This is a genomic window from Paenibacillus sp. JNU01 (assembly GCF_059130585.1).
Window position 1 is genome coordinate 4,018,009 of sequence record NZ_CP169723.1, and the last position, 14,559, is coordinate 4,032,567.

At 46.2% G+C, this 14,559-nt stretch carries 10 protein-coding genes; 9 read left to right on the forward strand and 1 reads right to left on the reverse strand.

Annotated elements, in window-relative coordinates:
• The first annotated feature begins 148 nt into the window (after window positions 1-148).
• The 8 genes from NLBNIHML_RS17410 to gyrB all read left to right on the forward strand — a co-directional run bounded on the left by NLBNIHML_RS17410 (window position 149) and on the right by gyrB (window position 10,423).
• On the forward strand, window positions 149-1,510 hold the full coding sequence (locus tag NLBNIHML_RS17410) for a GntT/GntP/DsdX family permease (RefSeq protein ID WP_494352425.1): 1,362 nt from the start codon (window positions 149-151) through the stop codon (window positions 1,508-1,510).
• A gap of 66 nt (window positions 1,511-1,576) precedes the next feature.
• On the forward strand, window positions 1,577-3,124 hold the full coding sequence (gene gntK, locus NLBNIHML_RS17415) for a gluconokinase (protein WP_494352426.1): 1,548 nt from the start codon (window positions 1,577-1,579) through the stop codon (window positions 3,122-3,124).
• An 870-nt stretch (window positions 3,125-3,994) separates the two neighbouring features.
• Window positions 3,995-5,341, forward strand: coding sequence for a chromosomal replication initiator protein DnaA (dnaA, locus tag NLBNIHML_RS17420; RefSeq protein ID WP_036611990.1), 1,347 nt, complete (start codon window positions 3,995-3,997; stop codon window positions 5,339-5,341).
• A 220-nt stretch (window positions 5,342-5,561) separates the two neighbouring features.
• On the forward strand, window positions 5,562-6,704 hold the full coding sequence (gene dnaN, locus NLBNIHML_RS17425) for a DNA polymerase III subunit beta (RefSeq protein WP_017691408.1): 1,143 nt from the start codon (window positions 5,562-5,564) through the stop codon (window positions 6,702-6,704).
• A gap of 16 nt (window positions 6,705-6,720) precedes the next feature.
• Window positions 6,721-6,936: a S4 domain-containing protein YaaA gene (gene yaaA, locus NLBNIHML_RS17430; RefSeq protein ID WP_036611994.1), complete on the forward strand. Its 216-nt coding sequence runs from the start codon at window positions 6,721-6,723 to the stop codon at window positions 6,934-6,936.
• A gap of 57 nt (window positions 6,937-6,993) precedes the next feature.
• Window positions 6,994-8,106, forward strand: a complete 1,113-nt coding sequence (gene recF / locus NLBNIHML_RS17435) for a DNA replication/repair protein RecF (protein ID WP_076216624.1) — start codon at window positions 6,994-6,996, stop codon at window positions 8,104-8,106.
• A gap of 13 nt (window positions 8,107-8,119) precedes the next feature.
• The gene (remB, locus tag NLBNIHML_RS17440; protein WP_017691405.1) at window positions 8,120-8,368 is read left to right on the forward strand and encodes an extracellular matrix regulator RemB; all 249 of its coding nucleotides are present in this window, start codon (window positions 8,120-8,122) and stop codon (window positions 8,366-8,368) included.
• A gap of 144 nt (window positions 8,369-8,512) precedes the next feature.
• Window positions 8,513-10,423, forward strand: a complete 1,911-nt coding sequence (gene gyrB, locus NLBNIHML_RS17445) for a DNA topoisomerase (ATP-hydrolyzing) subunit B (protein ID WP_339238908.1) — start codon at window positions 8,513-8,515, stop codon at window positions 10,421-10,423.
• A gap of 86 nt (window positions 10,424-10,509) precedes the next feature.
• On the opposite strand, the gene NLBNIHML_RS17450 is transcribed toward gyrB, so the two are convergent.
• Window positions 10,510-11,460, reverse strand: a complete 951-nt coding sequence (locus tag NLBNIHML_RS17450) for a YheC/YheD family protein (protein WP_494352427.1) — start codon at window positions 11,458-11,460, stop codon at window positions 10,510-10,512.
• Window positions 11,461-11,886: 426 nt separating this feature from the next.
• On the opposite strand from NLBNIHML_RS17450, the gene gyrA reads away from it, so the two are divergent.
• Entirely contained in the window at window positions 11,887-14,451 is a 2,565-nt protein-coding gene (gene gyrA / locus NLBNIHML_RS17455; RefSeq protein ID WP_339238911.1) for a DNA gyrase subunit A, read from the forward strand.
• Window positions 14,452-14,559: the final 108 nt, after the last annotated feature.

Consider the following 14,559-nt stretch of genomic DNA (forward strand, 5'->3'; position numbering starts at 1 on the left):
TATACAAAATGCGATTTTGTTTCACTTTGGGCATGATAAAACTAGATTTCTTGCCAATACCTTTTTTCCAGTACCGGCACGAATCAATTGTTGACGTAAATTTCACTTGTAAGCGTTCTATATCAGAAATAAAGGAGAACATAACATCATGAGCACTCTTTTTGGACTATCCCACAATGCAACATTATTGGTTTGGACGTTAATTGCGATCGTTTTTCTGATCGTCTTGATTTCCAAGTATAAATGGAATCCCTTCATTACCCTGCTGTTGTCCGCATTAATGCTCGGTTTGCTTACAGGCATGAAACCTGCCGATGTGATCTCTTCCATTACCGGGGGACTTGGCGGCACACTTGGAACCATTGCAATTGTTATTGCTCTCGGTACGATGCTTGGTAAGATGATGGCCGAATCTGGCGGTGCCGAGCGCATTGCAACTACCTTGGTCGATCGGTTCGGTGTGAAACGTGTACACTGGGCCATGATGATTGTTGGATTTATCGTTGGTATTCCCGTTTTCTTCGAAGTCGGCGTAATTTTGATGATTCCCATCATTTTCACCGTTGCACGTAAAACCAATATGTCTCTCCTGCAGATCGGTATTCCCATTTTGGCCGGTCTGTCGACTGTACACGGTCTGGTTCCACCCCACCCAGCGCCAATGATAGCGATTGAAGCCTACAGCGCGGATCTGGGTAAAACCATTTTGTACTCTCTAATTGTTGGTATTCCTACAGCGATTATTGCAGGTCCTTTGTTTGGTAAATTTATTGGAAAAAGAATACACACCGAACCGCCAGCTGAACTGGCTGAACAATTCGCAACCAAAACAAACAGCAACATGCCTGGGTTTGGTATTACCCTGTTTACCATATTGCTGCCGGTTATTTTGATGCTGATTGGTTCCATAGCAAGCATCATTGACCCAAACGCCACGAGCGGCTTCACTGTTTTCAGTGAATTTATCGGTCATGAGATCATTGCTCTGCTCATTTCAGTTGTATTTGCCCTCTTTTCACTCGGCTTTGCACGTGGATTCAACAAACATGATATCTCTCGCTTCACCAGTGAATGTCTGGCACCTACGGCGACCATCATTCTCATTATTGGTGGAGGCGGTGCCTTCAAACAGGTATTGATCAATAGTGGTGTAGGCAGCGCCATTGCTGATGTCGCTACCCATGCTAACATCAACATCATCCTGTTTGCCTGGCTTGTCGCTGCGCTCATTCGTGTAGCTACCGGTTCAGCAACCGTAGCCATGACAACTGCTGCTGGTATTGTCGCTCCAGTGCTTGCACTCACCCCAGGTGTCAATATTGAGCTGGTTGTACTCGCTACAGGTGCAGGGTCACTCATCTTGTCCCATGTGAATGATGCGGGATTCTGGATGATCAAAGAATTCTTTAATATGAGCGTTTCCCAGACATTGAAAACGTGGACCGTTATGGAAACACTATTATCCGTGGTTGGACTGATCTTTATTTTGCTCCTGAGTACAGTGGTATAAATGGGGTCTCTATAGTAGAAAGAAATTTAAATCTCATCGCTTTCTGGAGAAAGAAGGATTAAATACATGAACAACTATATGATTGGGATCGATATTGGTACAACCAGTACCAAATCCGTGTTATTTACCGAGCAAGGCTCCGTCATCAGTACCTCAACGCAGGAATATCCTTTGTATACCCCTGCACCCGATGTTGCCGAACAGGACCCTGAAGAGATTGTACAAGCGGCCCTCCGCTCTGTCCGTGGAGTCATGGATCAGAGCGGTGTTGCTGCCGAGCAGATCCTGTTTGTATCCTGCAGCTCAGCTATGCATAGTGTCATTGCCATGGGACAGGATAACACCCCCTTAACCCGATGCATCACCTGGGCGGATAATCGAAGTGCAGCATGGTCTGCCCAGCTGCAAGAGAATGGATTGGGGCATCGCATCTATCTGCGCACAGGTACGCCCATCCATCCCATGTCACCGCTGACCAAATTAATGTGGCTGCGCCACGATGAACCTGAACTTTTCGAGCGCACAGCCAAATTTATTTCTATTAAAGAATATCTATTCTTCCGTCTATTCGGACAATATGTCGTCGACCATTCCATCGCTTCCTGCACAGGCTTGCTCAATCTGGAACAACTGGACTGGGATGCGGAAGCCCTTGAGATTGCAGGCATTACACCAGACCATCTCTCGAAGCTCGTGCCCACAACACATATATTAGAAGGAATGAATCACGAATCGGCTGAAAAAATGGCTCTCTCCCCCTCCACGCCCTTTGTTATTGGCGCAAGTGACGGGGTTTTATCCAATCTCGGCGTTAACGCCATTGAACCTGGTGTTGTCGCAGCAACCATCGGAACCAGCGGTGCCATTCGTACAGTCGTGAACCGTCCAGTTACCGACCCCAAAGGTCGAACGTTCTGTTACGCCCTTACAGAGAATCTTTGGGTTATTGGTGGGCCTGTGAATAACGGTGGCATGCTGTTTCGCTGGGTGCGGGATGAATTCGCCGCGTCTGAAGTGGAGACAGCGAAGCGACTTGGCATCAATTCCTATGATGTGCTGACCAAAATTGCCGAGCGTGTCCGGCCAGGATCGGAAGGACTTCTGTTTCATCCGTACCTCTCGGGCGAACGTGCCCCGTTGTGGAATCCGGATGCCCGTGGTTCCTTTTTTGGCTTAACACTCCATCATCAGAAAGAGCATATGATCCGTGCTGTCCTGGAAGGGGTTATTTTCAACCTATACACAGTACTGCTCGCCATGGAAGAACAGATTGGGCAGCCTACCTCCATTCAAGCCACTGGTGGGTTTGCACGCTCTCCGCTCTGGCGCCAGATGATGTCTGATATCTTCAATCAGGAAGTCGTTGTTCCCGAGAGTTTCGAAAGTTCCTGTCTGGGTGCTGTCGTACTTGGTTTGTACGCTACAGGACGGGTCGATTCGCTTCATGCCGTTTCTTCCATGGTGGGTACAACGCATCGACACACCCCTGTCAAAGAGAATGCTGCCATCTACCGAGAGCTGCTGCCCATCTTTATTCGGATCTCTCGCAAACTGGAAGAGGAATACGCAGATATCGCTGAATTCCAGCGTAAGATGTCCCTCCCCCGTCTCTAAGTCATTCCTCCATACATCGACTCTTCACAATAAAAGAGGTTGTCCGCCAAAACCAGTAATCGGTTTTGGCGGACAACCTCTTTTGCTATACACGTATAATCTATCCTTCGGAATCATATGATACATTCATAGCATTCTATCTCCATATTTGAGCATCCACCTACCTCTTCATTCCGGATAACTCACATTCCAGATGTCTCAAAATGAAGTCCTCTTGGTCCATAATTCTTCTACATCGCCGATTACAGAATTACCATCTTTTCAGAAAATACACCACTACTCCTGTTCTATGAATTGCATGAGTTTACCGCCCTCTTCGTCACTACCTTGACATTGAATTCGTAGCTTTCACCATCGCCCCATTGCCAAGAAAAAACGAGGTTGAGAGGTAACTCTTTTTCCGATCTCGATCATGCTCCATTTTCACTTCACGGTTATCCACAGACAGGTTATTCACAAACAAAGAATACTTTTACACACAATTTGGCATCATTTGACGGATAACCTGTGTATAAAACATTTTTGGTTTTTGGGTCTTTCTGTCGAAAATTAAACAGTTTATAAACAATATATTGTGTTGTGACTAAAAATTATACACAAGTTATTGAATTTGTGGATAAAATCACGCGATACGTTGAAATGCGGGGTTTCTTTTGCTATGATTGTATTACTTTTGGATGTGAATATGTGATCTGACCCATAATATTATCAACAGCCTGTGGATAAAGTTGTGAACAATTTTCCGTTGTTCATACTTTTTTTGTTTTCGACCTGCGGGGGTTTGGGGATAAATTCAACAATATATCTCGTATTTCGACACTGCATCATGGCTTAAGCCACACTTGGAACATGTAAAAGGAGTGACAGTCTGTGGACAGCCATACTTCTGATTTATGGCAGCAAATTTTATCAATCATACAAAACAAACTCAGCAAACCCAGTTTTGATACCTGGTTTAAAGCAACCAAGGCTACTAAACTGAATGACCGCTCCATCGTCATTTCCGCACCAACTACGTTTGCCGTCGAATGGCTGGAGAGCCGTTACACCAAATTGGTTGGATCGACGGTATACGAACTGCTTGGCAAACAAGTCGATGTGAAATTTGTCATTGAAGAGAACAAGCCTGCTGAACCGGACCCGCAACTGCCGGCACCAACGCCTACAGTTGTACAGGAAGAAGCGGTACTCAGCATGCTGAATCCGAAATATACGTTCGATACATTTGTCATCGGGCCGGGCAACCGTTTTGCCCATGCCGCATCGCTGGCGGTCGCTGAAGCGCCCGCCAAAGCTTATAACCCTCTCTTTCTGTATGGAGGGGTAGGTCTGGGTAAAACTCACTTGATGCATGCGATCGGACATTACGTTCTGGAGCATGATCCGGGCAGCAAAGTCGTTTATTTGTCGTCTGAGAAATTCACGAACGAATTCATTAACTCGATCCGTGACAACCGCGGGGAGAGCTTCCGTAACAAATACCGGAGCGTCGACATTTTGCTCATTGATGATATTCAGTTCTTGGCGGGAAAAGAATCAACACAAGAGGAATTTTTCCATACGTTTAATGCGCTGCATGAGGAACGGAAGCAGATCATCATCTCCAGCGACAGACCACCAAAGGAAATTCCGACACTGGAAGAACGACTTCGTTCTCGATTTGAATGGGGGTTAATTACGGATATCCAGCCTCCAGATTTGGAGACAAGGATCGCAATCTTGCGGAAAAAGGCACGTGCGGAAAACTTGGATATTCCGAATGAAGCGATGATGTACATTGCCAACCAGATTGACACCAACATCCGTGAACTGGAAGGCGCCCTGATTCGGGTCGTTGCTTATTCTTCACTGACTAATCAAGATGTAACCACTCATCTGGCAGCTGAAGCACTGAAGGATATTATTCCTTCCAGTCGTCCCAAAATGATCACTATTCATGACATCCAACAAAAGGTCGGCGAGTACTATAGCCTTAAGCTTGAAGATTTCAAAGCACGGAAACGGACCAAGGCAGTTGCTTTCCCAAGACAGATTGCCATGTATCTCTCTCGTGAACTGACAGACTTTTCTCTGCCCAAAATCGGGGAAGCATTCGGAGGACGAGATCACACCACTGTCATACATGCTCACGAAAAAATCTCCCAAGCGATTAAAAACGATCAGGATCTCTATAAAGTTATCAACAACTTAACCGAAAAAATTAAGAATCCAACCTGAACAAGTCCCAAGCCTATGCACAACGTATACACATGTGGATAGGCTTGGGTGTACGGGTTTATACCCACTTATCCACATATTCAGTGCCCCTATTACTATTATTACTAAAAAGATCTTAAAGATATCATCTCCAAAATAGCCATTTCGGAGCTTAGCCTTCGGCCTTTGAAAAACACCTTTGAACACCCCAACACCCAAAAAATCAGCTAGGAGTGAAACCATGAAAATCAGCATAATGAAAAACTACTTAAACGATTCCATACAGCAAGTATCCAAAGCGATCTCGAGCCGTACAACGATTCCGATTCTGAGCGGTATCAAATTCGACGTGAATCATCAAGGTGTAACGTTGACAGCAAGCGACACCGATATATCCATTCAATCCTTCATCCCGCTTGAAGATGGAGATAAAAGCGTAGTTCAGGTAGATCAACCGGGCAGTGTAGTTCTGCCAGCCAAGTTTTTCGTGGAGATCATCAAGAAGCTGCCATCCCAAGAAGTGCACATGGAAGTCAAAGAAAACTTCAACACCTTTATCTCCGCAGGTGCTACCGAGATTCAACTGGTAGGTCTTGATCCGGAAGAATTCCCAGTACTGCCAAGCATCGAAGAAAACCAAACGGTCTCCATTCCAGGAGATTTACTGAAAAATATGATCAAACAAACCGTCTTCTCCATTTCCACACATGAGACAACTCCAATCCTGACAGGTGTACTCTGGAGTTTGGGTGACAACGAATTGAAATTTGTGGCAACAGACCGCCACCGTCTTGCTACTCGTTCAGCAATGCTGGATAATGCAGAAGGTATCCGCTTCAACAACGTGGTTATTTCCGGTAAAACGCTGAACGAGCTCAGCAAAATTGTTCCGGATCAAAATACGCTTGTGGATATCGTTGTTGCAGACAATCAGGTTCTGTTCAAAATCGATCGTGTATTGTTCTACTCCCGTATTCTGGACGGAACATATCCCGATACTTCTAGAATTATTCCAACGTCATACAAAACAGAACTTGTTTTAGATACAAAAAAATTAAGTGAATCCATCGACCGGGCTTATTTGCTGTCGCGTGAAGAGAAAACAAACATCGTGCGTATGCAAACGATGGATTCAGGATCCGTTGAAATTTCTTCAAGCTCTTCCGAGCTAGGTAAAGTAAGAGAAGAAATCGAACCTGCCGAGTTTACAGGAGATCCGTTAAAAATCTCGTTCAACTCCAAATACATGCTGGATGTGCTGAAAGTCGTTGAAAGTGAGCAGCTGATGATCGCTTTTACAGGAGTCATGAGTCCAATCATCTTGAAACCGCTGGATGACAGTCATAGCCTTTATGTGATATTGCCATACCGGACGACCAACTAACGAAAGGAAGATCACAGTGAACCAAGTTACGATTCGAACGGAATATATTAAGCTTGATCAATTTTTGAAACTGGCTGATTGCATCCCAACTGGAGGTATGGCCAAAGCTCTGCTTCAAGAAGGACTTGTACGTGTGAATAAAGAGCCTGAAGAACGCCGGGGACGTAAGTTATACCCTGGGGATATCGTTGAAGTGGACGGAGAAGGCACATTCGAAGTTGCTGCAGAATAAGAAGACCAGTTCGATCCTGCTGCCTCCTGACGGACGGGATAAAAGGGAGGTTACCGCGTGTTTGTGAACAGCATTGATCTGCAGAATTTCCGCAATTATGAACATCTGAGACTGGACTCTTTTGGTCCGGTAAACTTGTTGATCGGGCAAAATGCCCAAGGCAAGACCAATCTTGCAGAGGCGATTTTTGTACTTGCACTCACCAAGAGCCACCGCACATCCCGAGACAAGGAGCTGATTCGTTTCGGTGAGGAACGTGCCAGACTTGCAGCAGAGGTCGACAAAAAGTACGGATCGGTCAAGCTTGAGCTATCTTTGTCGCAACAAGGCAAAAAAGCAAAGATTAACGGCCTGGAGCAGCGCAAGTTAAGTGATTTTGTCGGAGCGCTCAATGTCGTGATGTTTGCTCCGGAGGATCTGGAGATTGTAAAAGGCACACCGGGGGTCCGCCGCCGGTTTCTTGACATGGAGATCGGACAGGTTGCACCAGGTTACCTGTATCACCTGCAGCAATACCAAAAAGTGCTCGTCCAACGGAACAATTTGCTTAAGCAGCTTTGGGGACAAGGGGCATCAGCCCAGACCATGCTTGAGGTATGGAACGAACAACTGGTTGAGCATGGTGTTAAGATCGTCAAAAAAAGGAAACAATTCATAAAGAAACTGCAAAAGTGGGCAGAAACGATTCATCAGGGGATCACCGGAGGCGGGGAAGTCTTGCGCCTAGCCTACCTTCCGTCCTTCAGCGAAGCCGCTGAGGAAGATGAAGCTGTCTTAATGGACCAATTTATGATAAAATTATCACAAATGAAAGAGCAGGAGATTCGCCGAGGCACAACCCTTAGTGGGCCGCATCGGGATGACCTGTCCTTTTTCATTAACGATCGGGAAGTACAAACATATGGCTCGCAGGGGCAGCAGCGCACAACGGCGTTGTCCCTTAAACTTGCGGAAATCGAACTGATTCACGAAGAAATCGGAGAATATCCGGTCCTGCTGCTGGATGATGTTCTGTCAGAGCTGGACCCTTTTCGCCAGACGCAGCTGATCGAAACGTTCCAGAGCAAGGTGCAAACCTTTATTACAGCTACGGGGATCGAGAGCCTCAACGTTGACAAGCTCAAAGATGCCAGTATTTATCACGTTCATGCCGGACAGGTTGAACGCTAAGGAGTGAGGGCTTATGTACATTCATCTGGGCGGTGAGAAGATCATCCGTTCTTCCGAATTGGTCGCTATTTTTGATATATCAATTGAAAAATCCTCAAAGATCTCCAAGCAATATGTCACGCATGCCGAGCAGGAAAAAACCGTGGAACACATCGGTGAGGAGGAAGCCAAGTCCATTGTGGTGACCAAAAACATTGTGTACTACTCGCCAATTTCCTCAGCCACGCTGAAGAAGAGGGCTCACATTTTTCCTGATCTCTAGTAGTTCATTGGCATAAAGGTGTGTATTTTGCTGCTTGTCTTTATGTGGACAACTGGCGCTGAAATGAAGGACGTTGCCTATTTCAGCAAACATTATTAGTTAACGCATATTTACGATATTGAATCTATAGAAGTAGGTGAAAGCATGTCTATGAATCAACCGTCATATGGTGCAGATGAAATTCAGGTTCTTGAAGGACTGGAAGCCGTACGGAAACGTCCGGGGATGTATATCGGTTCCACCAGTTCCAAAGGTCTGCATCATCTGGTCTGGGAAGTAGTGGACAACAGTATCGATGAAGCGCTCGCAGGTTACTGTGACCATATCGAGGTTACTATCCATGAAGACAACAGTGTCACTGTTGTCGATAACGGACGTGGGATTCCTGTCGGTGAACATGCCAAAATGAAACGTCCTGCGCTTGAGGTCGTTATGACCGTCCTCCATGCAGGAGGTAAATTTGGTGGCGGCGGGTACAAAGTATCCGGTGGTTTGCACGGTGTAGGTGTATCCGTAGTTAATGCACTATCTGAAAAAGTTGTTGTCACAGTTAAGGTTGACGGGCATGTCTATCAACAGGAGTACCGTCGTGGAGCTCCACAATATGACCTGAAAGTAATTGGAACAACGGAAGAAACGGGAACAACGGTTAGATTCCACCCAGACCCTGAAATTTTCACGGAAACGAGAGTTTATGATTATGACATCTTGCTTGCCCGTATTCGTGAGCTGGCATTCCTGAACAAGGGAATTGGTCTTACACTGACGGATGAGCGTACAGGTGCAACCAACTCGTTCCTGTACGAAGGTGGCATTATCGAATACGTCTCCTTCCTCAACCAGAAGCGAGAAGTACTGCATGAAACTCCAATTTACGTTGAAGGTTCCAGAGATAATATCCAGGTGGAAGTTGCCCTGCAATACAATGACAACTACACCGAGAATATCTATTCCTTCGCGAACAATATCAACACGCATGAGGGCGGAACCCATGAATCAGGTTTCAAGAGTGCCCTTACACGGATTATCAATGACTACGCCCGTAAAGCGGGGGTAATCAAGGACAGTACGGGTAACCTTTCTGGGGACGATGTGCGTGAAGGCTTGACCGCTATTATTTCGGTCAAGATTCCGGAACCGCAATTTGAAGGACAGACAAAGACCAAGCTGGGTAACAGCGAAGTTCGTGGGATTGTCGAATCCTTGTTTGCCGAGAAACTGCAGGAGTTCCTGGAAGAGAATCCTTCCGTATCCCGCCGCATTTTGGAAAAAGGACTGCAAGCAGCCCGTGCGCGTGAAGCAGCCCGTAAAGCCCGGGAGCTGACACGTCGTAAAGGTGCACTCGAAGTAAGCTCACTTCCGGGTAAATTGGCAGACTGTTCGTCCAAGGATGCTTCAATCAGCGAATTGTACATCGTCGAAGGTGACTCTGCCGGCGGATCAGCGAAGCAAGGACGTGATCGTCATTTCCAAGCGATTTTGCCGCTGCGTGGTAAGATTCTGAACGTGGAAAAAGCTCGTCTCGACCGTATCTTGGGTAATGCGGAGATCAGGGCTATTATTACGGCGATGGGTACAGGTATTGGTGATGACTTCGATATTGCCAAAGCCCGATATCACAAAATCATTTTGATGACGGATGCCGATGTCGATGGTGCTCATATCCGAACACTGTTGCTGACATTCCTGTATCGGTACATGCGTAAAATCATTGAGGCAGGTTACGTATATATTGCACAACCGCCATTGTTCAAGATTGAGCGTAACAAAGTGATTCGTTATGCCGGTTCCGAGCAAGAGCGCGATGAAATTATTGCCACGTTCGGAGAAAATGCGAAATTTAACGTTCAGCGTTACAAAGGTCTTGGCGAGATGAATGCCGGACAATTGTGGGAAACGACGATGGATCCGGAGAGCCGGACTATGATGCAAGTATCGATCAATGATGCCATACTTGCTGATGCAATGTTTGATACCCTGATGGGGGATAACGTTGAACCGCGTCGTGACTTTATCCAGGAAAATGCGAAATACGTGAAAAACCTCGACATTTAACGATATTCGAAGAGGCGCCTGTGAGGGCGCCTTTTTATATTATTTGAATCACGGAATAGGAGGCAGAGGACTTCCGTAACCCGTGGTTAGCGACGTACACGTTTTTTGGCAGACGAGGCCTGTGCTTTGGGGGATGGACGAGAAGTCTTACTCTTTTTGGCGGGCAAACGGCCGTACGCAATTGCATAGCGTTTGATCTTCCGGTATGCCCCCTTGTCCGGGAGTAAACCAAAAGCATAAATGCCCGGCAATGTGTTGACTTCAAGAATCCAGGGACGTCCTTCTTCGTCTAGTGCAATATCAATACCAATCTCTTTGAGCCTTGGAAATGATGTCTGCAATTGTACAGCGGTATGGATACCTAGACGGTATAGCTCATTGCGGAGTTTTTTGAATCTATCCTGTTGAAGATGGGGCTGTACGAGTTCTTCAAACGTGGCCAATTGTCCACCACCATGGATGTTCGTGATAATTTTGCCCGGTGCAGCAACACGTCCCAGAATACCTGTTGTTTCCCAGTTATGTTGCAGATTTTTTTGAGTCAACACACGCAAGTCAAAAGGCAAATCTCCATGCTTCATCAGCGAGATTCCCTGTTGAATGATATAACCCCGTTCCTGAATGCGATCATTCAGTGCTCGTTCGAGTTCATCCAGGGAATGAAAGGATCTCTCCTCTGTACCGTATTGGAGATGATATGTTGTTATGAGCTGGGTAGCTCTGGAGGTAACAGCACTTGCTTCGAGTTCATCCGTAGGTGGGTTCCGATCATTGGTTTCTTCAGGAACATCTGCTTCTGTGGCGTAATCGTCGGAATTAACAACTGGTTCGTATAAACGGGTTGTTTTCACCCGCATGACCCCATTACCGTAAGTACCACGGTCCGGTTTGATATAGTTGGACTCGAATAATTCAGTCATTCGTTCCAAAGTTTGACGGCTATATTTTCGGGTCACTGGAATATATTCATTCACCATGCGACTGCGTTGTAACACAGCTGTTTTGGCCCATTTGCTGGAGACGCGTTGGATACCCAAGATCCATCAGTCCTTTCATGTTTTGTTCATTTCCAAAGAGGGAAAGACACGGAGAAATCAAAGGACAAGAGACGATTTCAGTGGTATAATAGAGAAATATGGCGTTTTGTGCGATGAGCTGCACAATTTGCAGTTTGATCGTAGGACGGGAATGGCTTTAGCCTCGATGGGCACAGTACATATGCCGTATTTCTAGCATTGTATGTGCAATTGAGGAGGAAGGCAGGGCGTATCCCCAGAGACGCAAAAGTTCCCGGAAGAAAGGCTATTGCCCAGCGGACGTTTAATTGTGTAACTTTTGTGAAAGTAATATAATAAAGAGTAGCGTTCTTGCGCGGTTTTAGCCTTGTTAGGCTTTTCACATATAATCAATTTTCTTGCATGACGGAATGGAACGTTTGTTGAAGGACAAGAAGGAGGTCCAGCATGGCGGAAGAAATGAACTCTCAGATTACAGATCGGGATATAGGCGTGGAGATGCGTGAATCGTTTATGGATTATGCGATGAGCATCATTGTTAGCCGTGCCTTACCTGACGTACGTGATGGATTGAAGCCGGTTCACCGGCGTATTCTGTACGCAATGTCAGAGCTCGGCATGACCCCCGATAAACCACATAAAAAATCAGCCAGAATCGTCGGCGAAGTTATCGGTAAGTATCACCCACACGGTGACTCTGCTGTATACGAGACGATGGTACGGATGGCACAGGATTTCTCCCTGCGCTATATGCATGTAGATGGACATGGTAACTTTGGATCGGTCGATGGCGACATGGCAGCAGCGATGCGTTATACGGAAGCTCGCTTGTCCAAGATTGCTATGGAAATGCTTAGAGATATCAACAAGGATACGATTGATTTCCAGGCTAACTATGACGGTGAAGAACATGAACCAATCGTTTTGCCTGCTCGTTTTCCTAACTTGCTTGTCAATGGGGTTGGCGGGATCGCGGTAGGTATGGCCACCAATATTCCTCCTCATAATCTGGGTGAGGTCATTGATGGTGTACAGGCCATGATTCAAAATCCGGACATTACATCCATGGAACTCATGGATTACATTCAAGGACCAGACTTCCCTACATCCGGCTACATTTTGGGCCGCTCAGGCATTCGCCAGGCGTATCAGACCGGACGTGGCTCAGTAACGATGCGGGCCAAAACCAACATCGAAGAGAATAACAACAAAGCGCGAATTATCGTTACAGAGCTGCCTTATCAGGTGAACAAGGCGAGACTCGTTGAGAAAATCGCCGAGTTGGTACGTGATAAAAAGATTGATGGCATTACCGACCTTCGTGATGAGTCTGACCGTAATGGTATGCGGATTGTAATTGAGCTTCGTAGAGACGTGAATCCGGGTGTTGTTCTGAACAACCTATACAAACACACATCGATGCAATCCACTTTCGGAATTAACATGCTTGCCATTGTGAATAAAGAACCTAAAATCCTGAACCTGCGTGAAGTGTTGTATCACTACCTGCAGCATCAGATTGAGGTTATTCGCAGACGTACGCAGTTTGAACTGAAGAAGGCTGAAGCTCGTGCACATATTCTAGAAGGCTTGCGCATAGCGTTGGATCATATCGACGAGATTATTACATTGATTCGTTCTTCCAGTAATGCAGATGCAGCCAGAGAAGGTTTGATTGAGCGTTTTTCACTCAGTCATGATCAGGCTCAAGCGATTCTCGATATGCGTTTGCAACGCCTCACAGGTCTGGAACGCGAACGTATTGAGAATGAATACAACGAACTGATGGTCAAAATCAGAGAGTATCGCGAAATTCTGGCCAATGAACATTTGGTGCTTGAAATTATCAGCACAGAGCTGCAAGAGATTCGCGACCGCTTTAGTGATGATCGTCGTACAGAGATCACTGTAGGTGAAGAGAGTATTCTGGATGAGGACCTGATTCCACGTGAAGAGGTTATCATTACGATTACCCATACAGGCTACGTGAAACGTCTGCCAGTATCCACATACCGCAGCCAGAAACGTGGTGGACGTGGGGTTGTGGGTATGGATACGAAAGATACCGACTTTGTTGAGCATCTGTTCGTAACCAACTCTCACAACTACCTCATGTTCTTCACCGACAAAGGTAAGGTGTATCGTCTCAAAGCGTACGAGATTCCAGAGCTTGGACGTACCGCACGGGGAACACCGATTATCAACCTGATCCAGATTGAGCAGGGTGAATCGGTTAATGCCGTGATTCCGGTTCAAGAATTTGAAAGTGACAGATTCTTGTTCTTTGCTACCCGTCAAGGGGTCGTGAAGAAAACGCCACTTGAGGATTACACCAATATCCGCAAAGGCGGCTTGATCGGTATTTCCTTGCGTGATGATGACATTCTAATTGATGTTAAGCTGACCGATGGACAGCAAGAGATCATTATGGGTACAGCTCACGGAATGTCTATTCGATTCTCCGAAAGTAATGTACGTTCCATGGGACGTAGTGCAACCGGGGTTAAAGGGATCACGTTGGATGAACAGGATGCCGTTATTGGCATGGATGTAGTCGATAAAGATCTCGATGTTCTGATCGTTACAGCCAAAGGATACGGTAAACGTACACCTGTGAGTGACTATCGAATGCAGACTCGTGGCGGTAAAGGGATTAAGACGATTAATGTCACAGAGAAGAACGGCGCAGTAGTCAGCCTCAAGATGGTTAAAACCGAAGAGGATCTGATGATTATTACGTCTAGCGGTACGTTGATCCGGATGAGCATGGAAGGCATATCCACGATGGGTCGATACACGCAGGGTGTGAAGCTGATTCATATTCGTGACGAAGATTCAGTAGCTACAGTCAGCCGGATTGACAAAAATGAAGAAGAACCAGACGATGAGTCACTTGAAGGCATGGAAGGCGGGGAAACCCAAGCTCCGGCAGTAAGCCTGGAAGAAGGAACCCTTTCTGACGCGGATGCAGATGCTGAAGTTGAGGACGACGATTCCGGTTCGGAAGCATAAACCTAGAATGTTATATAAACCGATCTCTTGGAGATTGGAAAAAGATTGCGAGGGCTCCCAGTGGGAGCCCTTTTGTTGTATAAAGGGAACTCTTCTTCTATTCTTTCG